The sequence below is a fragment of the Pseudoalteromonas sp. SG45-3 genome (genome assembly GCF_014164075.1).
In the GTDB taxonomy this organism is placed as follows: domain Bacteria; phylum Pseudomonadota; class Gammaproteobacteria; order Enterobacterales; family Alteromonadaceae; genus Pseudoalteromonas; species Pseudoalteromonas distincta.
This window is the reverse complement of the sequence record NZ_JACJEN010000008.1, coordinates 37865-62310: the sequence shown is the minus strand read 5'-3', so window position 1 is coordinate 62310 and position 24446 is coordinate 37865. Positions and strand designations below refer to the sequence as shown.

27 protein-coding genes are annotated in these 24446 nt (G+C 39.2%); 13 read left to right on the top strand and 14 right to left on the bottom strand.

What is annotated here, in order from left to right:
• Positions 1–333: 333 nt before the first annotated feature.
• Positions 334–678 (bottom strand): Hpt domain-containing protein, encoded by a 345-nt coding sequence (locus H5126_RS11315; RefSeq protein WP_002959674.1) that lies wholly within the window; start codon positions 676–678, stop codon positions 334–336.
• Between the two features lie 137 nt (positions 679–815).
• On the opposite strand from H5126_RS11315, the gene H5126_RS11310 reads away from it, so the two are divergent.
• Together H5126_RS11310 and H5126_RS11305 are read left to right on the top strand one after the other, a co-directional pair.
• On the top strand, positions 816–1412 hold the full coding sequence (locus H5126_RS11310; RefSeq protein ID WP_024597610.1) for a tRNA-uridine aminocarboxypropyltransferase: 597 nt from the start codon (positions 816–818) through the stop codon (positions 1410–1412).
• A 24-nt stretch (positions 1413–1436) separates the two neighbouring features.
• The gene (locus tag H5126_RS11305; protein ID WP_182720399.1) at positions 1437–2222 is read left to right on the top strand and encodes a CLCA_X family protein; all 786 of its coding nucleotides are present in this window, start codon (positions 1437–1439) and stop codon (positions 2220–2222) included.
• Between the two features lie 16 nt (positions 2223–2238).
• On the opposite strand, the gene dcd is transcribed toward H5126_RS11305, so the two are convergent.
• Positions 2239–2823, bottom strand: a complete 585-nt coding sequence (dcd, locus tag H5126_RS11300) for a dCTP deaminase (RefSeq protein ID WP_182720377.1) — start codon at positions 2821–2823, stop codon at positions 2239–2241.
• 6 nt (positions 2824–2829) lie between these two features.
• Positions 2830–3906 carry an iron-sulfur cluster carrier protein ApbC gene (apbC, locus tag H5126_RS11295; RefSeq protein ID WP_182720378.1) on the bottom strand — a complete coding sequence of 359 codons (1077 nt, stop codon included), beginning with the start codon at positions 3904–3906 and terminating at the stop codon, positions 2830–2832.
• Positions 3907–4093: 187 nt separating this feature from the next.
• On the opposite strand from apbC, the gene metG reads away from it, so the two are divergent.
• Complete coding sequence (gene metG / locus H5126_RS11290; RefSeq protein ID WP_182720379.1) at positions 4094–6115, top strand: methionine--tRNA ligase; 2022 nt, start codon at positions 4094–4096, stop codon at positions 6113–6115.
• 181 nt (positions 6116–6296) lie between these two features.
• On the opposite strand, the gene lepB is transcribed toward metG, so the two are convergent.
• Positions 6297–6947 carry a signal peptidase I gene (gene lepB, locus H5126_RS11285; protein ID WP_024597614.1) on the bottom strand — a complete coding sequence of 217 codons (651 nt, stop codon included), beginning with the start codon at positions 6945–6947 and terminating at the stop codon, positions 6297–6299.
• A gap of 184 nt (positions 6948–7131) precedes the next feature.
• On the opposite strand from lepB, the gene H5126_RS11280 reads away from it, so the two are divergent.
• The gene (locus H5126_RS11280) at positions 7132–7632 is read left to right on the top strand and encodes a fasciclin domain-containing protein (protein WP_007582534.1); all 501 of its coding nucleotides are present in this window, start codon (positions 7132–7134) and stop codon (positions 7630–7632) included.
• A gap of 81 nt (positions 7633–7713) precedes the next feature.
• Here the strand turns inward: H5126_RS11280 and H5126_RS11275 are convergent, their stop codons facing one another.
• The 3 genes from H5126_RS11275 to aceK all read right to left on the bottom strand — a co-directional run bounded on the left by H5126_RS11275 (position 7714) and on the right by aceK (position 10827).
• Complete coding sequence (locus H5126_RS11275) at positions 7714–7965, bottom strand: DUF2999 family protein (protein ID WP_182720380.1); 252 nt, start codon at positions 7963–7965, stop codon at positions 7714–7716.
• A gap of 62 nt (positions 7966–8027) precedes the next feature.
• A complete protein-coding gene (locus tag H5126_RS11270) occupies positions 8028–8990 on the bottom strand; it encodes a zinc-binding dehydrogenase (protein WP_024595341.1) in 963 nt (320 codons plus the stop codon).
• 64 nt (positions 8991–9054) lie between these two features.
• Positions 9055–10827, bottom strand: a complete 1773-nt coding sequence (gene aceK, locus H5126_RS11265; protein ID WP_182695153.1) for a bifunctional isocitrate dehydrogenase kinase/phosphatase — start codon at positions 10825–10827, stop codon at positions 9055–9057.
• Between the two features lie 380 nt (positions 10828–11207).
• On the opposite strand from aceK, the gene H5126_RS11260 reads away from it, so the two are divergent.
• The 4 genes from H5126_RS11260 to H5126_RS11245 all read left to right on the top strand — a co-directional run bounded on the left by H5126_RS11260 (position 11208) and on the right by H5126_RS11245 (position 13780).
• Positions 11208–12155 (top strand): LysR family transcriptional regulator, encoded by a 948-nt coding sequence (locus tag H5126_RS11260; protein ID WP_010554227.1) that lies wholly within the window; start codon positions 11208–11210, stop codon positions 12153–12155.
• Positions 12156–12237: 82 nt separating this feature from the next.
• Entirely contained in the window at positions 12238–12687 is a 450-nt protein-coding gene (locus H5126_RS11255; RefSeq protein ID WP_182720381.1) for an N-acetyltransferase, read from the top strand.
• A 29-nt stretch (positions 12688–12716) separates the two neighbouring features.
• Entirely contained in the window at positions 12717–12923 is a 207-nt protein-coding gene (locus H5126_RS11250; protein ID WP_007375422.1) for a hypothetical protein, read from the top strand.
• Positions 12924–13348: 425 nt separating this feature from the next.
• Positions 13349–13780, top strand: a complete 432-nt coding sequence (locus H5126_RS11245) for a hypothetical protein (RefSeq protein ID WP_002961558.1) — start codon at positions 13349–13351, stop codon at positions 13778–13780.
• A gap of 12 nt (positions 13781–13792) precedes the next feature.
• On the opposite strand, the gene icd is transcribed toward H5126_RS11245, so the two are convergent.
• Positions 13793–15061: an NADP-dependent isocitrate dehydrogenase gene (icd, locus tag H5126_RS11240; protein ID WP_182720382.1), complete on the bottom strand. Its 1269-nt coding sequence runs from the start codon at positions 15059–15061 to the stop codon at positions 13793–13795.
• 188 nt (positions 15062–15249) lie between these two features.
• Here icd and H5126_RS11235 point away from each other — a divergent pair, with 188 nt between their 5' ends.
• Entirely contained in the window at positions 15250–16053 is an 804-nt protein-coding gene (locus H5126_RS11235) for a hypothetical protein (protein WP_039490175.1), read from the top strand.
• On the opposite strand, the gene H5126_RS11230 is transcribed toward H5126_RS11235, so the two are convergent.
• Positions 16050–16601 (bottom strand): hypothetical protein, encoded by a 552-nt coding sequence (locus H5126_RS11230; RefSeq protein ID WP_182720383.1) that lies wholly within the window; start codon positions 16599–16601, stop codon positions 16050–16052. The two genes, H5126_RS11235 and H5126_RS11230, sit on opposite strands and share 4 nt — an antisense overlap.
• A gap of 371 nt (positions 16602–16972) precedes the next feature.
• Between H5126_RS11230 and H5126_RS11225 the strand changes: the two genes are divergently transcribed.
• Positions 16973–17140, top strand: a complete 168-nt coding sequence (locus tag H5126_RS11225; protein WP_002961566.1) for a hypothetical protein — start codon at positions 16973–16975, stop codon at positions 17138–17140.
• A gap of 139 nt (positions 17141–17279) precedes the next feature.
• On the top strand, positions 17280–18122 hold the full coding sequence (locus tag H5126_RS11220; RefSeq protein WP_154903278.1) for a transporter substrate-binding domain-containing protein: 843 nt from the start codon (positions 17280–17282) through the stop codon (positions 18120–18122).
• 84 nt (positions 18123–18206) lie between these two features.
• On the opposite strand, the gene H5126_RS11215 is transcribed toward H5126_RS11220, so the two are convergent.
• From H5126_RS11215 to H5126_RS11195, 5 genes are all read right to left on the bottom strand, one after another.
• Positions 18207–18788: a YceI family protein gene (locus H5126_RS11215; RefSeq protein ID WP_039489966.1), complete on the bottom strand. Its 582-nt coding sequence runs from the start codon at positions 18786–18788 to the stop codon at positions 18207–18209.
• Between the two features lies 1 nt (position 18789).
• A complete protein-coding gene (locus H5126_RS11210; RefSeq protein ID WP_182720384.1) occupies positions 18790–19341 on the bottom strand; it encodes a cytochrome b in 552 nt (183 codons plus the stop codon).
• Between the two features lie 145 nt (positions 19342–19486).
• Complete coding sequence (locus H5126_RS11205) at positions 19487–20323, bottom strand: ScpA family protein (protein ID WP_039489969.1); 837 nt, start codon at positions 20321–20323, stop codon at positions 19487–19489.
• A 6-nt stretch (positions 20324–20329) separates the two neighbouring features.
• Positions 20330–20950: an L-threonylcarbamoyladenylate synthase gene (locus H5126_RS11200; protein ID WP_002961576.1), complete on the bottom strand. Its 621-nt coding sequence runs from the start codon at positions 20948–20950 to the stop codon at positions 20330–20332.
• On the bottom strand, positions 20947–21801 hold the full coding sequence (locus tag H5126_RS11195) for an RNase RNM (RefSeq protein ID WP_002961577.1): 855 nt from the start codon (positions 21799–21801) through the stop codon (positions 20947–20949). The genes H5126_RS11200 and H5126_RS11195 overlap by 4 nt, the downstream gene beginning before the upstream one ends.
• Before the next feature lie 464 nt (positions 21802–22265).
• On the opposite strand from H5126_RS11195, the gene H5126_RS11190 reads away from it, so the two are divergent.
• Together H5126_RS11190 and H5126_RS11185 are read left to right on the top strand one after the other, a co-directional pair.
• On the top strand, positions 22266–23834 hold the full coding sequence (locus H5126_RS11190; protein ID WP_165724016.1) for an anthranilate synthase component 1: 1569 nt from the start codon (positions 22266–22268) through the stop codon (positions 23832–23834).
• Between the two features lies 1 nt (position 23835).
• A complete protein-coding gene (locus tag H5126_RS11185; RefSeq protein ID WP_149592564.1) occupies positions 23836–24438 on the top strand; it encodes an aminodeoxychorismate/anthranilate synthase component II in 603 nt (200 codons plus the stop codon).
• Positions 24439–24446: the final 8 nt, after the last annotated feature.

Genomic DNA, 24446 nt, shown 5'->3' with positions numbered 1-24446 from the left:
TAAATTTGTTCAACCTAGGGGCGATTTAATCGCGGCGCGAGATTTGTAACCTAGTGGGCTAAGTAAAAATTGAGTAACAAAGAGAAAATAGCCCCTAGGAAGAACCCTCTGGGCAATGCGTGTTTGGATTTTATGTGTTGTTCTCGCCTATTTATGTGGAAAAACCACACTGCATAGGCTCTGCCTAACCTAAAAACCAGACACTCGTTGCAAATTCAATCCCGAAAGATCAACACGCCCTAGTGAGTCTTTAGACTAACCTAGTAAAGGCGTAAAATGCCAGTCAATTTAGGTGCTTAATATTGAAATAAATTCACGTTTCAGCGTCAATAATTAACGAGATGCTAACCATTCATTTAGCTTAGCTTGAGAGCCTGTTACTTGAGCCATTAAGCTATTAGATGCGTCGATAGCTTCAGCTAAGTTATCTAGGTTTAAATTTTGTTCAATAACACGCGATACTTCAGCAAGGCTTGAAGCACCAAACTGCGCCGCATTCGATTTTAAGCTATGAGAGTGGCGAATAGCTGCTTCTTTATCTTTACCAATGGTTGCTAACACTTCTGAGCCTAAACGTTCAAACTCTGAGCAGCAAAAATCAAGTGTATCAGCAAACTGCTCACCCAATAACGATTCCATACTCTCTAATGCTGATGTATCAATATTTATTTCTGTCATATTTTAAGCCCTTAAAACAATCCATGTAAGTTACAGTTTAATAGTACTACTTTATATTGATGCGTAAAAAAAACCAACTTAATTACCTTATAAATGTATAATTGCGAGGAACATACTGGCAACAAAAAGTTTATTAAATGGCACGCACACTTTGTAATCATTGTAACTTTTCAATAAACACCTGTATTTGCAACGCAATTACAAATATAAACAACAAAGTTACGGTTATTATTCTACAGCACCCGAGTGAGGAAAAAATAGCAAAAAATACCGCTAAACTACTCAATTTATGCCTAACTGATTGCCAAATAATCAAAGGCGAAAATAATGATGACTTTTCCATACTAAAAACACTGCCAGTAAGCTCAACTGTTTTACTCTACCCTAACGAACACGCTGTAAATTTAGACGATAACACTGAGCAGCCAAATGTAAAAAACATCACCCATTTAATCGTGGTTGATGGTACATGGAAAAAAGTCTACAAAATTTTGCAGCTCACCACATTACTAAATCAATTTAAAACGGTCAGTTTTAAACAGCTACCTAAAAATCGTTATGCTATTCGTAAAGCTCCTCGGGCCGACAGCCTATCCACACTTGAAGCTGTAGCGCATAGTTTGTTTTTAATAGAGCAGCTAAATCCCGCACCACTTTATAATGCGCTAAATGAATTAATACAAAAACAAACCCAACACATGCCTGAGCACGTAAAAGCACGTTACTTAGATTAAATTCGTTACTATATGAAACTTGCAATGCGTAACTACCCTAACAGACTAAAACGTGGCTTTACTCGCCAAGGACCCGACTATCGCTTTGACGACCAAGTCGACTTTAGCGATATAAGAGATACCTTCGGCTTTAGGTCAATGGTCATTGGTAAATGGGTAACTAAAGAAGAGCGCTACATTAGCGCCAATTTAATTTACGATGCACTGGCCGACCTTGCGCAAATACTGCATTTACCGCCCAAAGCTATTGGCCTGCGCGGGAAGCTTAACTTTGCATTTGGCCATGGTGGTCAAAAAGGCGTGCAAGCGCATTATAATGCAGCCTCTCAAACACTTGCTCTTGCAAAAAATGCAGGCGGTGGTGCACTTGCTCACGAATGGTTCCATGCGTTTGACCATCATATAAGCGAGCACTTATTTGCAACAAAACCACGCTTTGGCTTTGCCTCAAAATTGTGGCTTTCAAACACGCCTAATTTATCACATCCACTTAATAATGCTTTGAACAGTTTTTATAAACATGTGTTTTTAGATGAAGATGGTATTGATGCAAATAACTTTGTACAAACGTGTATAGAACACGATAAAGCCCACAATATGAATTATATGAGCATGCCCGAAGAGCTTGCAGCACGGTGTTTTGAAGCCTGTATTGAAGGCCACACATATATAAAAAATAGCTTTTTGGTGGGAGGCTTAAAAAGTAGTAATTTAATATACCCAAATAGTGAGCATATTAATAAAGCAAATGAAGCGCTTAACCAGTATTTTGAGCTACTGGGTTATGCGCTTCATAAAATGGACGAGTAATGCCTATATTTGGTGATTATTTATCGTCACTAATACGACTTGCTACTGCGCTGCTTTGATCTTTATATTTTGCATCTTTACGAATATTGTATGGGTTTTCACACGGGCCCGATAACATTTCAAAGCTCATAGCACCAATTTTCATCAGTGGACGTAGTGCCAGTGGTAATTTACCTGAGTTGTAAAACTCTAAAACAATATTACCGCTCCAGCCTGGGTCTATTCGGTGCGCGGTTACATGCACCATTAAACCCAAACGCGCAAGCGATGAGCGTCCATCTAACCAACCTACTATATCTGCTGGTAGAGTTACTTTTTCATGGGTAATAGCTAGTGCAAGTTCACCTGGGTGTAAAAAGAATGCTTCACCTTCATCAAGCACTATTTCTTCACTCATGATCGATTCCATGGCCTTATTTAACTGATCTTTTGGACCACTTAAATCGACGTATGCCGCGTTATGCGCATTAAACGTTCTAAATTTATTTCCCAAGCGTAAATCGGCAGTCACGCCTGAAATCATCTCGCTCGTTGGCGCAGGCTCAATAATAATGCGGCCATCGCTTAAGTATTCTTTAATATGTGTGTCTGAAAGTCTCATTATTTATTAATCTTCCGTAATCACAATTTCAATTGCATTGTGATGCTGTTGATAATAAAGCGTGCTGGCTATTAGCCTTGCTGCTGCGCTGTATGTTTTGCTTATTGTAGTGTCCTTATCGCTTGCAATAAGTTTACCTTGCTCAGAATACTCGCGTATATCTATTGCAAGTGGAATATGGCTAAGTACAGGCACGCCGTGCTTATGCGCCAGTTTTTGTGCACCGTCTTTACCAAAAACGTGGTTAGCTTCACCACAGTGAGTACAAATGTAGTGGCTCATATTTTCTATTAAGCCAAGCACCGGTACGTTTACTTTATTAAACATAGCAATGCCTTTTTGCGCATCGGCTAGCGCTAAATCTTGCGGTGTAGTGACAATAACAGAGCCGCTAGCGGGTACTTTTTGACTCATTGTAAGCTGAATATCACCGGTGCCCGGTGGCATATCAACAATTAAGTAGTCAAGCTCGCCCCAATCGGTTTCGTTAAGTAACTGGCTCAGCGCGCCTGACGCCATTGGCCCGCGCCATACCGTGGCATCATCGCTTGGAACTAAAAAGCCAATTGACTGCGCTTTAATGCCATTTGCATCAAAAGGCTGTAGCTGTTTGTTATCTTTAGTGACGGGCTCTGCGCCCACTAATCCTAAAAGCATTGGGATAGATGGGCCATAAATGTCAGCATCTAAAATACCCACCTTTGCGCCTTCATTTTTAAGCGCGCCTGCCAAGTTAACAGCAGTAGTCGACTTACCTACCCCACCTTTGCCTGAGGCAATAAGTACAATATGTTTAATCGTCTTAAACTTAGCCGCCTCTCTAATGATAACCTTGGCGCTAATTGTTACAGGCACATTTAAGCTTTCACTTACGTGTTGCTCAACTAAAGGCATTTCTGATTGCCCAGCAAATGGCAGAGTTAATTTAATGTGTAGTGATTTATCGTCATTTTGAGTAATAGTATCAATGAAGCTTTCGTCAATACCGACGGCAAAAGCCGCACTACGATATGCCGCTAAGGCAGTTATAATCGGTTGTTTTTGCACCGATTTAGAAGAGAATAGTTTCGACAGTCCAAACATAGCAATTAAATAGCGTTTCTTTGATGAAAAGTGCCACGGAATTATGTAACATTCAGGGCATTAACACCAGTCAATTAATAAAAATCCATAAGCTGTGCGCACTCTAAGCAGATAGCTTGTAGATAAATTAATGATAATTGCCGTTTGTATAATAAAAACGGCGTTTTATCCTCAATTCGGAATGATTATGACGCAGCGAAAGATCCTGATTACCAGCGCATTACCTTATGCAAATGGCCCTACTCACCTAGGTCATTTATTGGAATATATTCAAACTGATATTTGGTCACGTTTTCAAAAACTACAAGGCCACGAAGCTTATTATGTTTGCGCAGACGATGCCCACGGCACGCCAATTATGCTTAATGCGCAAAAGCAAGGGATCACGCCTGAAGAAATGGTAAAACAAGTGAGCATAGAGCGCCAACGCGACTTTGCTGACTTTAATATCAAATTTGATAACTACCACAGCACCCACAGCCAAGAAAACAAAGAATTAAGCGAACTTATTTATAACCGCCTAAACGATGCCGGTCATATTAAAAAGCACACTATTTCGCAATTATTTGATCCAGAAAAAGGTATTTTCTTACCAGACCGCTTTGTAACAGGTACTTGCCCGACGTGTAAGTCTGAAAACCAAAACGGCGATAGCTGTGATTCGTGTGGTGCTACATACAGCCCTACCGAACTTATTAACCCGCGTTCTGTAATGTCAGGTGCTGAGCCTGTACTTAAAGATTCTGAGCATTACTTTTTTGACCTGCCAGCATTTGAAGGCATGCTAAAAGAGTGGTTACACTCGGGAACTATTCAACAAGAAATGGCTAACAAGCTAGACGAATGGTTTACCGATGGCTTGCAACAGTGGGATATTAGCCGTGACGCACCTTATTTTGGTTTTGAAATCCCAAATGCACCAGGCAAATATTTTTACGTTTGGTTAGATGCACCTATTGGTTACATGGCGAGTTTTAAAAACCTATGTGACGAAAAAGGCCTCGACTTTGATGCGTTTTGGGCTGAAGGTTCAGACGCAGAGCTTTATCACTTTATTGGTAAAGACATTATCTACTTCCACAGCTTATTTTGGCCAGCAATGCTAGAAGGCGCTAATTTTAGAAAGCCAACTAACGTATTCGCTCATGGTTTTGTAACTGTGAATGGCGAAAAAATGTCTAAATCAAAGGGTACGTTTATTAAAGCGCGTACTTATTTAGATAACTTAAACCCAGAATACTTACGTTACTACTACGCAGCAAAATTAAGTAGCGGTATTGTTGATCTGGATTTAAACCTAGAAGACTTTGCACAGCGCGTAAATTCAGACCTAGTAGGTAAAGTAGTCAACATAGCGAGCCGTTGTGCTGGCTTTATTACTAAAAAGTTTGATGGCAAGCTAAGCAACACTATTATGCAACCAGAGCTGTTAGCAGAGTTTCAAGCTGCTGCACCTAGCATTACAACACACTACGAGAACCGCGATTACAGCCGCGCAATTCGCGAAATAATGGCGCTTGCCGACAAAGCAAACCAATTTATTGATGGCGCAGCACCTTGGGTATTAATTAAAGACGAAACTAAGCAACAAGAAGCACACGAAGTGTGTTCTCTTGGTCTTAACTTGTTCCGCGTTTTAATTACTTACTTAAAACCCGTGCTACCAGGAATGGCAGACAACGTACAAGCGTTTTTAAATGACGACCTTGCATGGGACGGCGTTCGAAATGCACTAGTAAGCCACCCTATCAATAAATTTAAACCGTTAATGCAACGTGTTGAAATGGATAAAGTGAACAAAATGGTTGAAGAATCTAAAGAAAGCTTAGCACCAAAAGTAACGATTGACCCTAACAGCCCGCTTGCAAAAGAGCCAATTAGCGACGAGATTGAGTTCGATGATTTTGCAAAAGTAGACCTACGCGTAGCTAAAATTGCTAAAGCAGAGCACGTAGAAGGCGCAGATAAACTACTTAAGCTAACACTTGATTTAGGCGGCGAAACTCGCCAAGTGTTTGCGGGTATTAAATCAGCTTACGCACCTGAGGATATCGAAGGCAAGCTAACCGTTATGGTTGCTAACCTTAAGCCTCGTAAAATGCGCTTTGGTATGTCTGAAGGCATGGTATTAGCAGCAGGCCCTGGCGGAAAAGAAATTTATATTCTTAACCCAGATGACGGCTCAGAGCCTGGTATGCGCGTAATGTAATATTACTCATACTATAAAAACCGCTGATATGTCAGCGGTTTTTTTATGGGCAAAATTAATGTTTAGTCGTATATTAAATACCGAACAAGAACGTAGTGTTCTTACCACGCTTGTAAAAAAAAATATAAGTAGACTGCCTAAATAGGCAGTTATATTTTAACTATAAAATTAATCATCTTTTTTAATTGAGCTTTTTCAATACGCGGTCTTTTCTTGGTAGGTAATAGTTATCGTAATCAAGTGAGACTATAACGCGCTCTGCTTTTCCTAATAACTCATTACGCGGAATTAAACCTATTACACGCGAGTCAGCGCTATTGTCGCGGTTATCGCCCATTGCTAAATAATAATCATCAGGAATTGTAATTGCGTCAAAGCCCGATAAACGTGAAGGAATATTTGCCACTCTTATCGAATGCGCTAATCCGTTTAAATCTTCGATTTTATCAAGCGAGTCTATGTTGCTTTGCTGATCTGCATAATTAAGTTTTTTACCATTAATAATGAGCTCATTATTTTCAAGCGCAACGGTGTCTCCTGGCACACCAATTACACGTTTAATTAAACGGTTATCGGCAGCTTGTGAGTCAAAAACAATAATATCACCGGTTTGTGGGTCCGCTAGTTTAAGTAGTTTTATATGCGTAAATGGGACACGAATATCGTAGGCCATTTTATCGGTAAGTATTCTGTCACCTTCTTGAATTGTTGGTTTCATTGAGCCTGTTGGCACTTCGTACCAATCGGCTACAGCGCTTCTAAATACGCTCATCAGTGCAATAAATACGATAAGAGAGCGGTTATTTTTCCAAAACTTATAAACTAATTTCATGCCTATTCCCTTCAATTGAACAAGTCTTTAATTAAGTAACTGTTTATATGACTTTGCTATTTAGCTGCAGTTCAATCAATGATGTAACAAAACATGTTGACTACTAATTTTAATTGATCGATTAAATTTAGAGCGTCGTAACATTTAACGAAACCAACGGGTATTAACTTAAAGGAAAAATAAAATGTTTAAGAAAATTACTACTGCATTATTGTTTACAACTGCAAGCCTTGGATTTACTACAATGGCTTATGCTGATCATCATGGTATGAAAAAAGACGTTGTTGAAGTAGCCGTTGAAAATGGTTCGTTCACTACTCTTGTTGCTGCTGTTAAAGCCGCAGGTTTAGTTGAAACACTGCAAGGTAAAGGACCCTTTACTATTTTTGCACCAACAGATGCTGCATTTTCTAAATTACCTGAAGGCACTGTAGAAATGTTACTCAAGCCTGAAAACAAAGATAAGCTAACGGCGGTATTAACTTATCACGTAGTGTCTGGAAAAGTGATGGCAGCCGATGTAATGAAGGTAGATAGTGCGAAAACACTACAAGGCCAATCAGTTATGGTTAAAGCCGACAGCATGGGCGTAATGATAAATGACGCTAAAGTTGTAAAAGCTGATGTAAAAGCAAGCAACGGCGTAATTCATGTTATCGACACAGTACTACTTCCAAAAGAGTAGTCATAAAAGAATAAGCCAACTAAAAAAGCATAAGTAAATACTTATGCTTTTTTATTTATTTTTGTTTCATGACATAACAAATTATTGATTTAGTTTTTCTTTCGCTTCTTTTACTTTTTCAAAATCTAAACCAAGTTCGTCAGTCGCTTCTTTAATAAGATGCGGTTGAGTCATCACGACTGCCATTAGTTGCTGTAGCTTTTCTGGCGGAATACCAAGCTCTTGAACAAGCGCCATTGCCATCATTGGGTTTTGAGTAAACGCTTCAAACAATGCTTTAACTTTTTCGTCGCTTACATTGTGCTCTTTAAGTATTTCTAGTATTGGATTCATTATTAAACCTTAAGTGTTTTTTATAGGGCTTAGTATATGGGCTAAACCCTAAAATTAAAGAGTTACTCTACAAGTAAAACCACTTTTCCTGCGTTTTCATTACGCTCTAAAATAGCATGGGCTTCGTTTGCGTCGCTCCAAGGCAATGTTTTATACAAGTTAAAGTCGTACTTTTTAGTGGCAATATCATTGTAAAAACGCGCTACAAAGTCGTCGCGCACCTGACGTTTAAACTCAATACTACGATTTCTAAGCGTTGAGGCATGAAACGAAATACGCTTTTGTAAAAGCGCCGCAAAATCAACCTCTGCAAAACGTCCATCTAAAAATGCAAGCATCACAATTTGGCAATCCATGGCTGCAATAGCGGCATTTTTATTTAAGTAACTACCCGAAACAGGATCTACAATTGCATTTGCTGTTAACTCATTTGCTTTCATATATTCTACAAAGTCGGTGGTTTTGTAGTTAATTGCATGATCGGCACCGAGTTCTTTTGCGTGTTGGCATTTATCATCCGTACCAGCGGTAATAACTACGGTAGCACCTGCGCTTTTAGCCATTTGAATTGCTGCACCGCCCACACCACTAGCACCTGCATGAATAAGCGCTGTTTGCCCTTTTTGTAATTTACCAAGCTCAAATAACGCGCCAAATGCCGTTAAATACACTTCGCTTATTGCAGCGCCTTCAGCCATTGTTACATCATCGGGTAATTCCATAAGCTGTTTTGCATCAACTGCTACATATTCGCTATAAGCACCACCAGAGCACAATGTAAAAATACGCTTGTTTAGCCAGCTTTTATCTACATCTTTTCCAAGCTCAGTAACTGTACCCGCACATTCTAAACCTAAAATAGGGCTATCTCCCGCAGGGGCCGGGTATTTACCTTGGCGCTGCATACTGTCTGCACGGTTTACACCTATTGCTGCAACTTTAACAAGTACTTCATGGCTCTTTAAAACCGGCTTTTCGGTTTCACTAAATGCAAGGTTGCCATCTTCATGAGAAATATATTTCATTGTTGCTCCAAGTTTAAAAACTGTAATAACATATAGATGGGGATGAACACAGATTCAAACAACCTCAAAAGCGCCAACTTTGTTTATAAGGATAAACATCGGGTAGATAACCATTATGTACTTGTTGCTGACAATCCTGCCAGAACGTCGCTAAAAACAAGTTACTGTGCTCATTATTAAAATAATTAAACGCAACCTCGTTGGCACTAAAAAACACCTTAAATTGGCTCGGAAATATATCGTTTTCAGCTATATCAAAATACGAGTTACTACTTAGCTCTTCAAGTGCATTTTGGGTTTGTGGAACCTCTCTAAAGTTGCAATCGGTAAGCGGGCAAATTTCGTCAAAGTCGTAAAACACCACTCGCCCCCATCGCGTTACGCCAAAGTTTTTCATTAGCATGTCGCCCGGAAATATATTAGCGCCCGCTAACTCTTTAATTGCTTTACCGTAGTCATGCATTACTCGTTCTAGGGTTTTGTTATCGCATTGGTTAATATATAAATTAAGCGGGGTCATTTTACGCTCAACATAAACGTGCTTTAAAATGAGTGCCTTGCCAGATATAACTATGCTGCTGCCAATTTGGCTTTTCATCTGCTCAAGCAATTCATCGCTAAAACGGCTTAAATCAAACGCTAAATATCTAAATTCGTGTGTGTCTACCAAACGCCCAACCCTATCGGCTTGTTTTACAAAGTTATACTTGTCTATCACTTGTGCTTTGGTGGCTGTTTTTGGCGCACTAAATTTGTCTTTAATTACTTTATAAACGTAATCTAGCCCTTCAATAGTAAATACCAGCATTACCATACCTGGCGTCCCTGGTGCTGTGACATACTTGAAGTTGGCTGGGCTATTTTTAGTCGTATCGACCTTATACCGATAAAACTCAGTTTTGGCGTGCTTTATAAAACCAATGGCGTTAAATAACTCAAAGCGTTGTTTGTGTGGCATTAACACACTTAAGTAATCTACATAACGAGCGGGCTTATCGGTATCAACCATAAAATAGGTGCGTGCAAAGCCAAATAATAAACTTAATTGATCGGCGCCCATCATTACAGCATCAAGCTTTAGTCCCTCATCGGTATTTAAAATAGCGATAGCAAAAGGCATATTGTCGCCATTTTTAGCAATGCAGCGCCCAATTAAATAACAGGCTTTGTTTCTAAAAAATAATGAGTTGGCGTATTCAATATAACCGTCGTTTAAATTTATAAGTTCGTACACCTGTTTGCATTGCTGCTTAGCGCCTTGCATTAACGTACTTTGTAATGTGGCTACATCAAGTTCTAAATGACTAAACGGCACTCTAAATACTTGATTAGTGATAAGCGTTTTAACGGCGTTATTAAACCCATTATGTAGCGATACCCTGCTCACTAAGCTTTCATAAGAGCGCGGCTCACTACGATACTTTGCTTTTAATACAAACAAATGCACAGTACGAATTTTTTTATCGTCCCAAATTGCGCCAAACGTTGAATTAAAAAAAGTATGCGCAATAGGTTTGTTTTCGTGATTTTGTACCATATCGCCGTAAATATTTTTAGCTAACTGCCACGTTTGCGGGCAAGTAAGCTCAGCATAAGCAATAACTCTCACGGCTTCACTCACGTTTTTCACTTCGCGCTCATACACTTGTAAACGTTCACGCATAGCACTTTGCACACTATGGTACTGTCGTTGTTCAAAACGGCTTTGTGCACCCAGTGTAATATTTAAAAATTGCGAAAACATCGCCTCAAATCCAGCAAAAACAGATCGTGCAAGCTTACTGGCAATAACGTTTTGCAGCGTATTATTAGATTGATGTGTTAGCCTATTTTGCATAAATACAGCACTTATATTGATGCCAGTTATGGCGGTTATTTTTATTAATTGTTTACACCTTAGCAAGCAGGCTTTAATTTAGATAATTAATAAACCATATAAATAGAATTTATTGGGCGTATTGACCTTTCGAGGTTAATTTTGCAGCCGTGTATTTGGTTTATAAGCAAGGCAAAGTACATGTAGTGTGGTGGCTCCCCATAAATGTACTTTAACGCTGCATAAAGGCCAAATACACACTGCCCATAGGGTTCTTTCTAGGGACGATTAACTCTTTGTTGCTCGATTTTTACTTAGCCCACTAGGTGGCAAACCTCGCGCCGCGATTAAATCGCCCCTAGATTGAACAAATTTCAACCCTGAAAGGCCAACACGCCCATATGAATATAAGAAATGTCGATCTTAACCTTCTTGTTTATTTAAATGTGTTAATAGATGAAAAAAGTGTGTCGAAAGCTGCAAATAAACTCGCGCTTACGCAACCGGCTATGAGTAACGCATTAAAACGTTTGCGCGATTTATTTGACGACCCGCTACTTGTGCGTGCCGCAGGCTCTATGACGCCAACGGCAAAGGCACTTGCGTTAAAGCCTGAAGTTGAGGCGCTCTTAAAAATGGCCGAAGCTATTACGCAGCCTAGTGAGCAATTTAACCCTGCGACCGCTGAAGTTACGTTTAGAATAATGGCAAACGACTATATAGAGTCGACCTTAATAGCCCCTTTTATAACGGCGCAGCTTAGTAAAAACCCCGGTATTAATTTTGATGTATTGAGCCCAAGCGACGTAAACCTGCAAGACATGGAAAAAGGCACTATTGATTTAGCTATAAACCGCTTTAACGGTCTCCCTCGCTCGTTTCATCAGGCCAGTGTTTGGCGCGATAACTACTGTTGTTTAACGCATCCTAAAAATACATTTTTACAACATTCAGGGTTAGACGACTACTTACAAAAAGAACATATTTGGGTAAACCGTGCAGGCTGGGGACCAGAGGCCGCTGTTACTAATAAATCAGGAAAGCAAAAATTAGGCTGGGTAGATGAAGCGCTTTGGCAACTAGAACAAACCCGTAAAATACGAGTTTTCACTCGCCACTATATGGTTGCAAGCCTGCTTTGCCAATCAGAGCAACTTATTGCCACCCTACCGCGCAGGCAAGCTAAGTTATTAACCTCTCATACTGATTTGGTAATCAGCCCGGTGCCATTCCAAATAGTGCCTATTGAGGTAAAAATGATATGGAGCCCACTGCTACACCATGCGCCAGCGCACCAATGGTTAAGGCGTGAGTTATTAGCGTTTGCTAAAACGATTGCAGATAGATAAATTATTATTTTCATCACATCAAACACCAAGTATTTTACTATCGCGCATACTGTCCAAGCTTTACTTTCATTAGAAGAATATAATGATAAACAAACTTAATAATAAGAATAACGATACTGCAAATATAATTTTTGCTGTCTTTCAAAAGTCCTATGCTATAGAGGCTAAACTGATCGGCGCGCATAACTTTCCTCCTTTAGCGCGTAATATTAGAGGTATAAAAAAATCAGAAACAACCTTTTATGGCTACAGCGAAAATGAATGTTTAGCAGCCGTTATTGAAGTAGATACAAACAACGAGTGTTTAGATATTTGTAGTTTAACCGTTGATCCTAGTCATTTTAAAAAAGGTATCGCAAGTAAGCTAATAAGTTATGTTTTAGCGATGGATGATTTTTCTCATGCAATAGTGGAGACTGCGGTTGCTAATACTCCTGCAATAAATCTATATAAAAAGCATGGCTTCGTGGAATTTAAAAGATGGACTCCTTCACATGGTATTGAAAAGCTGGCTATGTCGGTCGTAATTTAAATCAGTATTTCAAAATAGGTAATTTACAAATGGATAGTGCATCAATAATTGCGTGGAGTGTTTTGTTTGGCGGCATTGGTATTGGCTACCTTACTTACGGGCGAAGAAAAAAAGCCGTAGTGCCACTTTGCATTGGTTTATCGCTATTGGTATTTCCGTATTTTATGAGCAGTGTGAGCATGCTGTTGATTGTAGGCGCTATTTTAGTGGCTATTCCCTACTTTATTAAAATTTAACATTACTATTGTTATTGCTACTGTAACGACTAAATAAAATAAATGCTCAAAATAAAAAAGCGCCGTGGTATTCAACTTTGGGAAAATACCATGGCGCTTTTGGAAATCGTCGATATAGGAGTCTACCTACAGTGTATGATTAGCAAGCTTAGTACCAACTTCATAAAACAATTAAAACTCAATAAAAACAATTAACTAAGCATCCACCTTAACTCATCAACTAATCCCCTTGTTCCAGTTTTGTGCACGTTTTTACCGCTCTGCACCAAATTAATTAGTATAATTTAGGTATGTTTTCTATTTTTTTATTTAGTCTTAAAACTTACTATTGATGAAATCAATGTCAGTTATTGAAAACAACAATTTCATTAATAATACACTTAGCGCTAGAGTGAAGTTAAGCCAACAAACTAAGAGTAATAATTATGACAACATCAAGCTTCACACAACAAGACGGGTTATTTATTGATGCTAACTTACATCAGTTTATTGAAGAGCAGTTATGCGCAAAAACTAACACCACTGAAACTTACCAAGCATTAGCTACTTTAGTTGATGAGTTTGGTTGTAAATGCCGTAAAACAAAGCACCAACCAAATGATGTATTAGAAGTGGATACATTGCTAAACGCATACCAACTTAAAAACCACCCACTTTGCCATGTTGATGCACAAACGACAGAAGCCGTTTTAGACGAATATTGCTGCCAGGTTCCTGCAATTATTGTTGTTGCGTTAATGGATACGCTTAGTGGTACGCAGTGCGATGAACCTCAAGCACATGAGATTTACCATCGTGCAGCGCAGTTAACCAACCGCCCTTGCATGCACAGAGTAAAAACTGCCTCAGCAGCTTAATAATGAATGTGTTTAAAAGTGCTCGATAACCTTCTTTGCAAAGCCAGTACAAGTTAAGGTTGTCGAGTTATGAATACTTGAGTTATCGCTCTGCTCTTGCGCTAAATCAAAGGTTACTTCACCGCTTTTAAATGTTTGCTCTAACGCATTTTCTATTAGTAATGCGGCCTCGTCCCATCCCATAAATTTAAGCATTAATACCGCACTTAAAATACTACTGCTGGGGTTTGCTTTATTTTGCCCTGCTATACGTTCAAACGTGCCGTGTGTAGGCTCAAAAAATGCGACATCGTTATTTAAATTTGCAGCAGGCATTATGCCAACACCGCCAACTTGTGCGCTCAGCATATCCGCTAAAAAGTCACCATTTTGATTAGTCGTCACCACTACATCAAATTGCTCTGGGTGCATTAAACATTGCTGCAGCATGTTGTCGGCTATAACTTCTTTAATAATTAGAGGTGCTTGATTTACTCGCTCTATTTGCAGCCAACGCCCATTTTCATGTGCAGTGGCATTAAATTCGCTTTGTGCAAGTGCATACCCCCAACGCTTAAATGCCCCATCGGTAAATTTAAGTACATTGCCTTTATGCACTAGCGTTAATGATTCACTATCGTTTTTAAGTGCATAGTTAATGGCAAAGCGCATTAGTCGCTCAGAGCCTTCTTTAGATATATTTTTAATACCAATACCGCATTCTTGTGAAAACCTTAAGCGGGTTACGCCCATTTCCTCACATAAAAAATCGAGCATTTTTTCACTTTCTACACTGCCTGCTTGCCACTCAATACCTGAGTACACGTCTTCGCTGCTATCACGAAGCACTGTTATGTTTGTTAAAAAAGGATTTTTTAAAGGAGAAGGAAGTGCGCTAAAGCCTTTTATAGTTCGCATATTTACAAACAAATCCATTTCTTGCCTGAGTGCAACATTAAGCGATCGAAAGCCACCACCCAGTGGTGTGGTTAACGGCCCTTTTATGGCAATTTTGCAAGCACGTACCGCGTTAATTGTTTCTTGCGGGAACCAGTCACCGTCATACAGCTTTGCGGCCTGCTCGCCATTATAAACTCGCATCCAATGAATTTTCCGTGCACTTTTATAACAATGCTCAATTGCACTATCAACAACGTGGCGCATCACCGGCATAACATCCAGCCCCACGCCATCGCCATCAATAAAAGCAATGATAGGTTCTAACGGTATTTGCCAATGTCCTTGTGCATCAATAGTGATATTTTGGCCGTGCTCAGGAACTTGAATATGCTGATACGTCATGGCTAAAACCTAACTTAAAATAACGATTAATTGATTAAACCATGCTTAGCTAGAAGTGTCTGTATTTGTACTTTTATAGTTACTATCATTTTAAAAAATAAAGAATTAGGCGTGATTATTTATCCATTTAGTTGGTCTTGTATGTTAACCCTAGCGTACCAGTTATTAAATTACAGTGGAGCATTTTAATGAAATACTTTTTTGTACTGCTACTATCAATCAGCTCTTTTAACGTATTAGCCGCTGAAGTAGTCATACATAACCTTAGCTCGCTCTCAAGTAATGCTCAAAACACAGTATCTACATGGGTTAATCAAAGTGTTGAAAAAACACAAAATACACTGGGGCCTTTAAAACAAACCACATTGCCTATTTATTTAAAACCGCAATACTTTGCTTTTGAGCCTGTACCTTGGGCTACAGTTAAGCGCAATAACCCCGATGGGATTGAACTACATATAGATCGCTACGCCAGTTTAAATGCATTCACTAAAGATTGGACGCTATACCATGAACTTTCGCATTTATATTTGCCGCTACTTCCCTACTCCGGTTTTTGGCTAAGCGAGGGTTTTGCCAGTTATATGCAAAACGTAATAATGCGTGACAGCGGTATAATCACCCAGCCACAGTTTGTACAACGTTTAAATGCAGGATTTGATCGTGCCCGCCTGCAAACCAAAACTAAAACACAGCCACTTAATAAGCTCTCTGCCGATATGTGGAAACAACGCGCCCAGCAACGTGTTTATTGGACGGGTGCGGCTTTTTTTGCACAGGCCGACCTTAAGCTACAAAAACAAGGTTTATCTGTCGCGGGTATAATAAAACAGTATCAAACATGCTGTAGACCCGCTCGTTCTAGTGCTAAAACCTTTATAAAAGAGTTAGATAAGTTATCCGGCAGCAGCATTTTTACAACGCTGTATGCAAAATATAATACCCGTACTGATTTTCCTGATATTAATAAAAAGCAGCTAAACACGCTTTAACGGCTGCTCTGTTTTATATAGCTACTATATTCAACCAGCCCTTGCGCATTAAAATTGGTTGAGTACTCGTTCATAAAACCATGCAAAAAATTGGTTTTATAGCACTTAACACCCGCTTTGGTGCTTAAAGCTTTAATAACTTCATCAACATTAAAGTGACTCTCACTTTCTGGGAATATGAATTCACAGGGTACATTTGCATCTAACGCTAAATAATTACGAATTTGCGACGGATAAAAGCCAATTAACTTTTTAAGGTGTGTATTGCCTGTTAATAACTGTGCCCGCCATGCTGCACTTGCCCCTGCGCTAAACGCAATACATGTGGTCGGCACTTTTAAACTCTCAAAGCATTCTAGAAGTTTGTCCGTATATTTGTCATGGCCACACTGCTGTATAAAATTATTATAACTATCTTGTTCATTTTCAATAGCTTGAATCTTGTTATTGTATGGGTCAACAATCACTAAATTTGAACTAATTGCCTGTGATAACTTACTTAAAGCAGGGGTTAAACCATAAATATCACTCACTATTAGGTAATTCATACTTATCCTTTGGTAACTAAAAATGGGCTTTGTAAGCAGTTGATAAGATTTATTATAAATATTTTTATAATAAATAGCTTGCGCACAATTTATATATAAGTTACCTTCCCTCTCTGGTTTAAAGAAACCGCCGCGGTTAACCATTTACCCTGATCCAGTAAGCCCCGCAAAACGTATATTTGAAAGCTAAGTTATTGTACGGCGAGAACCCCTTGAATAATACCGAGATGATTTTTTACTATCATCGCAAAAGTGTCATAAAGATCGTCAACACTGTAATGAAGCTAAACACAACATCGTTAATTTATTGACTGCAATTTGCTATACAAATATAGCGCAGAATAAATAACAAGAATAAAGTGAGTTTTATTATGTCTTATAAATATAACGGGTCTATGATCCAAATAGCACATCCAGTGCAATCAATTTCAGTAAACAAACATCGTGTAATCTTCAGTGATACACAAGGTTTAAAAAATGCATTATTTCAAAAAGCGAGTGATGCACGCCAGTTTGTTAAGTGGCTAAAAGCTAACTAAGCAACATATAACTTTAATTGCCATTCTATTATTGCAATTATTGATAAGATATTATGCCAGCCTTGTTGCTGGCATTTTACTTTTTAGCCCTTTATTGGTTACAATAGTTTTACAATAATAATTACTGGTAGCTGTTGTAATGCTCCGTATATTTTTAACTTTCTTACTTTTTTTCTGTCTGAGCTCAATAAGCAATGCTAGAACCATAAACTGGCTAGCGCACGATTTTGCACCTTATTATATTTTAAATGGTCAATATCAACACCAAGGCCGTGACGAAAGCATAATTTCTTTACTTGAAAAACAACTTCCTAATATTACCTTTAACCGCATGCTTATCCCCTCAGGTAAAGTAATTCAAGAGCTGTCTAATACTTCAAATAATGTTTGTGCGTTATCGCTTTATAAAAATGATTACAGAAAAGAGCATATTTATTTCACAGACGAAAGCTCAACAACGGGCCTCTCGCCTTCAATAGCAATGCATAAAAAGCTGGCCAAAGCGCTAAATATAGCGGAATCAAAAGAAGTATCACTACTCAATTTAATACAAGATAAAAAACTAACTCTTGGAGTTTCTATGAGCCGCTCTTACGGCCAAGAAATAGATACTTTAATAAACAGTACACCCAACATTGATTTAGTAATTAGACCCACACGCGATAGCCTAGCGAGCCTTACATATATGCTTAACCTAAAACGAATTGATATTTTACTGGGTTACCCAAGCGAGCATTACTATTTAGCTAAATCAATGCACTTTGAAGAAAACTTAACGCAGCGTCCATTAACCGAATCTCCAGCGCTCAGTTATGGCTTTATTGGTTGTACTAAAAACGAGCAAGGCGCAAAAGACATCGCTATTCTTAATGAGCAGCTTAAAGTTATTAAAAAAACGCAGGCTTATAACGATTTACTTATGCGCTGGTTGCCTGAGGATTTAAGGCCTCTATTAAAGTCACGTATTAATAGCACAAAATAAACAAATTCAAAGTCGCTTAATTTGAGTTTCTGTTAAGCAAAAAAAACGCCACAGTAAGTGGCGTTTTTATATTCAATAACTGTATTACTTACGAACGCCTTCTATTGATAAAATAATATCAACATGAGTAGATGCAGGCCCTAAGTTGTAATCAATACCGTAGTCGGTAAGTTTAAGGCTGGTTTCGCCTTCAAAACCTACGCGGTATCCACCCCACGGATCTTTACCTTCACCCACTTTATCTATTTCAAAGGTAATAGTTTTAGTTACGCCATGCAGCGTAAATTCGCCGGTTACGTCGGCCTCTTCACCATCTTCATCAAATTTAATGCTGGTGCTTTTAAATGTCGCTTTTGGGTATTTATCCACATTTAAAAAATCTTTACCATGTAGGTGCTTATCACGCTCTGCATGGTTAGAATCAAGGCTTGTGGTGTCAATATTTACCATAATTTTTGACGCATCAGGATTTTTAGCATCGTAACTAAATGTGCCGTCAAAAGTATTAAAACGACCATATAACCAGCTGTAACCTAAGTGTTTAATTTTAAAGTTAACAGATGCGTGCCCGCCTTTCGTATCAATTACATAATCAGCTGCATTAGCGGCTGTTGCCGATAACATCATTGCAGCCGAAACGGCTGTGCTTACTAATAATTTTTTCATTTTAATCATCCTTTAATGGTTTGATCATTCTGATTAAGGTTTTATCTTTATCGATAAAGTGATGTTTTAACGCCCCTAGTGCATGAAGTACTGCAAACCCTATTAATGTGCATGCACCATAATAATGTACTTTTCCTGCAATATCGGCTTGGTCATCAAAAGCAAAATCAAGGGCTGATACGTTAAATAAGGTAAACACTTCTATTGGACGTCCGTCTGCGGTTGATATCAAATACCCTGCAACAACAATAACGCCCAAAATAATATACATAACAATATGCGCCGTATGCGCTAATTGGTTCATGCCTTTACTTTCAGCTAATGGTTTAGGTTGTGTAGATAAAGCACGCCATAAAATTCTAAATAAAAATACGGCCACCAGCGTAATACCTATGCTTTTATGTAAATCGAGCGAGCCTTTATACCAGCTATCGTAATAAGTAAGCTCAACCATATATAAACCTAAACCAAACAGGCCAAAAATAGTCAACGCCATGAGCCAATGTAAAATAATGGCGACAAGTCCGTAAGATGAAGGTGTATTTTTAAACATGTGTAAAGTCCTATAATGCTATGACGTTACAATATAGTGCATAGCCGTAAATGAAAATAGCATTTACAAACACTTTACGTGCGTATACGCACAGAACTTTGATAATTAAAGTCAGTTTTAGAAGTTGAGGATTAAACAGATAAGTTTATAGGGTTGATTGCTCGCTCAAGCTGACATAAATTAAGCTCTCTGGGCTTACTTGCAAACAAGTAACAAGTCCTTCTTTAATGAGCTCTAGCATGGCTATAAAACTAACCACAACACCACTACGCCCTTCATCAGGCGTAAAAAGCGCATTAAATACCACTGCTGAATTTGCTTTCGATAGCTGTTGTAATATTTGGCTCATTCTCTCTCGGGTTGAGAGTACTTCAGCAGTAATTTGATGATGTTCAAACGTTTTTGCTCGCGCCATAACATCACTCAACGCCAGCATTAAGTCTTTAAGTTCAATATCAGGGAGGTTATGACTTGTGTCTTCATTTATTGGCATAGCGGCATGCGCTATAAAAATATCACGCCCAACACGGGGGATATCATCGAGGTTTTCGGCGGCTTTTTTAAATAACTCATATTCTTGCAGGCGTTTAATAAGCTCAGCGCGAGGGTCTTCTTCCTCTTCAAGTTCTTCGTGAACAGGGAGTAATAAGCGCGACTTAATTTGTGCAAGTAACGCAGCCATTACTAAATATTCACCGGCAAGTTCGAGTTGAAACTCGGTCATCATTTCAACATAACTTACATACTGCTCTGTAATACTAAAAATAGAAAGATCGAGCACATCAAGCTTATGCTTTTTAATTAAATAAAGCAGTAAATCGAGCGGGCCTTCAAAGGTTTCTAATATTATTTCGAGCGCATCGGGCGGGATATATAAGTCTTCTGGTTTATCTACAACCGCTTTACCATGCAAAAAAGCCAGTGGCAGCTTCTGCTGCACTGGCTTTTCACTACTTTTTGTATCAGCAGTACTTTCGCTCACTTGTTATTACTCAAACGGGCTTGTATCACCACAGCCAACACGCAATATTTTAACTTCATCTTCCGACAAGTCGATTACTGTGGTTGCTTGCTCGGCTAAATGGCCACCGTGAATAATTAAATCAACGTGTTTATCTAATCGCTCTAATATTTCATCCGGATCAGATTCAGTAAACTGCTGCCCGGGTAAAATTAAAGAACACGACATTAATGGCTCGCCAAGTTCGGCAAGTAACGCACAAGCAATTGGGTGTTCAATTACACGCATGCCAATGGTTTTTTTCTTGTCGTTTAATAAACGCTTAGGGACTTCTTTTGTGCCTTTAAAAATAAAGGTATAAGGCCCTGGCGTATTATTTTTAATTAATCTAAATAGCTGGTTATCTACACGTGCATAAGTAGATAGCTCCGATAAATCACGGCAAACTAGCGTAAAATTATCGTTTTTTTCAATACCACGAATACGCTCTATGCGCTCTTTGGCTTGCTTATTACCAATGTTACAGCCAATGGCATAGCCCGAATCTGTTGGGTAAACAACAACACCGCCTTGTTTAATAATATCAACGGCTTGACTAATCAGTCTTGGTTGCGGGTTATCAGGATGAATATGGAATAATTGACTCATGTTAATGCCCCTTCTTGTCCTTCCCAAACTTGCCAAACACCTTGGCAGTCTTTCGGTAAGTATAAATTTTTGCCAAGCTCTAAATAGCTTGTCGGAAAATGAAAATCAGACCCTTGCGAGCAAAGTAGTTCGTACTCACGGCTGAGTTCACCTAAAAATTGACGTTCGCTTGGCGCCTGTTGAGGTTGTGCAACTTCCATTGCGTCTCCTCCTACACTTTTAAATTCTACTAATAATTTGCGTAGCCACTTGTTTGACATTTGATAGCTACTTGGGTGAGCAAGTACAGCAACACCACCAGCGGCATGTATTGCCTCTACAGCGGTTTGCATGGTGCACCAGCAACTAGGTACGTAGCCTGTTTTGCCGCGCCCTAAGTACTTTTTAAAAACACCCGGGAAATTTTTAGCTACACCGCGCTCAATAAGGGCACGTGCAAAATGTGCGCGCGTAATTTGCGCGTCTTTTGCCAGCTCTTTAGCTTGCTCGTAAATGCCATCAAAACCATTTTTTGCAAGGCGTGCGCCAATTTCTAGTGCACGCTCTTCTCGCTTTTGCTGCTGAGCCGATAATAAAGAGGTAAGGTCAATATTATTAATATCAATATTTAAACCTACAATATGAATTTCGAAGCTTTCCCATTTGGTAGACACTTCGGTACCCGTTATTAATGAAAGCGGTAAGTTTTCTGCTTCAATAAATTGCTGAGCAGGCTTAATAGCCGCCACAGTGTCATGATCGGTAATAGCAAACACATCAATATTTTTATCAACAGCGCGATGCAATAATTCTTCAACCGTCAAACGCCCGTCTGAATGTGTAGTATGGCTATGTAAATCGTATTTTATCAAAAGAAAACTGCTTAAAATTAAGGGTTACTGGTGTTTATGTAAGTATAACAACTTTTTTGACTAAATTGTTTTAAATAAACACTTGACACAAAAGCATAAGATACGTTTTACTGTAACCACTTTCAGACACATTAAGAATTAACAATAATGATCAATTCAAACTTAAACACTATTTGGTGGTGGCACTCGTAATTTTCGGGTGATGAATTGTCGTGTCTAGCAAAAATTCAAAACCCGCAACTATGCGGGTTTTTTTATAACTAAATTTTACGAAACGTATACGTTAAAAATATTTAATAAATTTTGAGGCAGAAAAACATGAATAACGGTCTTACTCTTACACATCGTTGGTGGTGGCGCCTGATATAGCGGGACGGTAATGATCTGTTTGTAATTTAGATATCGTTATTCAAACCCCGCATTGCAAAAGCACTGCGGGGTTTAATTTTTTGAGGGAATGAGGTTTGATTTTTAGTCATATAACTACCACACCAGGCGAAGTAACAAGCATTACGCAAGTACGCGACTATATTAGTAGCCCTCTTGCATTATACGCGGCACTTGATAAGCCTAACTCACTACTGCTTGAATCGGCTGAGATTGATTCTAAAGACAGTGTAAAAAGCTTAATTTTAGTTGATAGCGCCCTGCGCATTGTATGTAAGGGTAAAACGGTAACTGTTAGCGCGCAATCTAATAACGGCAAGCAATTATTAAGCTACTTACAAGCAAATGTTAAGAGCTGTGATTCACAATTAAACGACACAACGCTTACACTTAACTACCAAGACACCAGCAGCGATATAGACGAAGCAAGTAAGCTTGTTGCCGATAACGCTTTCAGCGCTCTTCGTACCTGTATTAACAGTATTCAAAGCACTACCGAAAATCCGTTTTCGGTATTTTTAGGCGGTGTGTTTGCCTACGACATGGTGGCAAACTTTGAGCAATTAAGTGATGTACCTGATGGCGAAAACACCTGCCCAGATTACGTATTTTATTTAGCTGAAACGTTAGTTGTTATTGATCATCAAAAGCAAACAACCGAACTCATTGGTAATGTATTTAATGGCCCAGACGTACACGCTAACTGCTTTGAAGTAGGTAAAGAGCTTGAGCGCTTAAATACGCTTTGCGATAACGCAGCAGAATTTAGTGCGGATATGCAAAGTGGCGAATGTGAAGTAAGCGTTGATATAAGCGACGAAACGTATTGCGAGCAAGTTGTTAAGCTTAAAAAGAATATTGTTGATGGTGATATTTTTCAGGTAGTGCCGTCGCGTACATTTTCACTACCTTGCCCTGATTCTTTACATGCGTATAGCCAGCTTAAAAAGCAAAACCCAAGCCCTTACATGTTTTATATGCGCGATGAAGACTTTGCATTATTTGGCGCGTCTCCTGAGTCGGCCCTTAAGTACGACGTAAGTAATCAGCAAGTAGAAGTCTACCCAATTGCTGGCACTCGCCCACGTGGCAAATTTGCTAATGGGCAAATAAACCCCGACTTAGACAGCCGCATTGAGCTGGAACTAAGAAACGATCAAAAAGAGCGCGCCGAGCATTTAATGCTTGTCGATTTAGCCCGTAACGACGTAGCCCGCATTAGTGTTGCAGGTACTCGTTTTGCCAAAGAGTTATTAAAAGTAGACCGCTATTCACAGGTAATGCATTTAGTTTCACGCGTTGTTGGCACACTAAAACCAGAACTTGATGCACTGCATGCTTACCAAGCGTGTATGAACATGGGCACCCTTGTTGGTGCACCAAAAGTACGTGCTGCTGAGCTTGTTCGTCAAACTGAAGGTAAGCGCCGTGGCAGTTATGGCGGCGCTGTAGGTTACTTAACCGGTGATGGCGCAATGGATAGCTGTATTGTTATTCGCTCTGCTTTTGTTAAAAATAACATAGCCTACGTGCAAGCAGGTGCAGGTGTAGTGTTTGACTCAGATCCTATTTCAGAAGCAAACGAAACTCGCGCTAAAGCACAAGCGGTTATCACCGCCATAAAATCTACGTATAAGGCGGTATAAAATGAGTAAAGCGAATCCTATTAAAATCTATTTTTTAGATAACTTTGACTCATTTACATATAACTTAGTTGATGAGCTTACGATGCTTGGCTGCGAACTTGTTGTTTACAGAAACAACATTAGCGCTGAGGTTATTTTTAATAAAATGCGCCAAGAGCAAGGACAAGTACTCTTAGTACTTTCCCCAGGTCCTGGCACACCAAGCGATGCAGGCTGTTTAATGGAGCTTATTGAGCTCTCTAAAGGCCACTTCCCAATGCTAGGCATTTGTTTAGGCCAACAAGCATTAACACAAAGCTATGGCGGAGTAATCGGTCACGCAGGTGAAACCGTACATGGTAAGTCTTCAATTATTAATTTAGGCGAACATCCTGTATTTGATGGTATGGGCAATACAATGCCTGTAGCACGTTACCATTCATTAATGGCAACAAAAGTGCCTGATAATATAAAGGTTATTGCCCAGTACGAAGATATCCCAATGGCTATTTATCATCATGATGACAACGCATTGGGCTATCAATTTCATCCAGAATCAATACTGACGCCAAACGGCGCAATGCTACTTCAGCAAAGTGTCGCTTACTTAACACGTGCCAAATAATAGAGGAC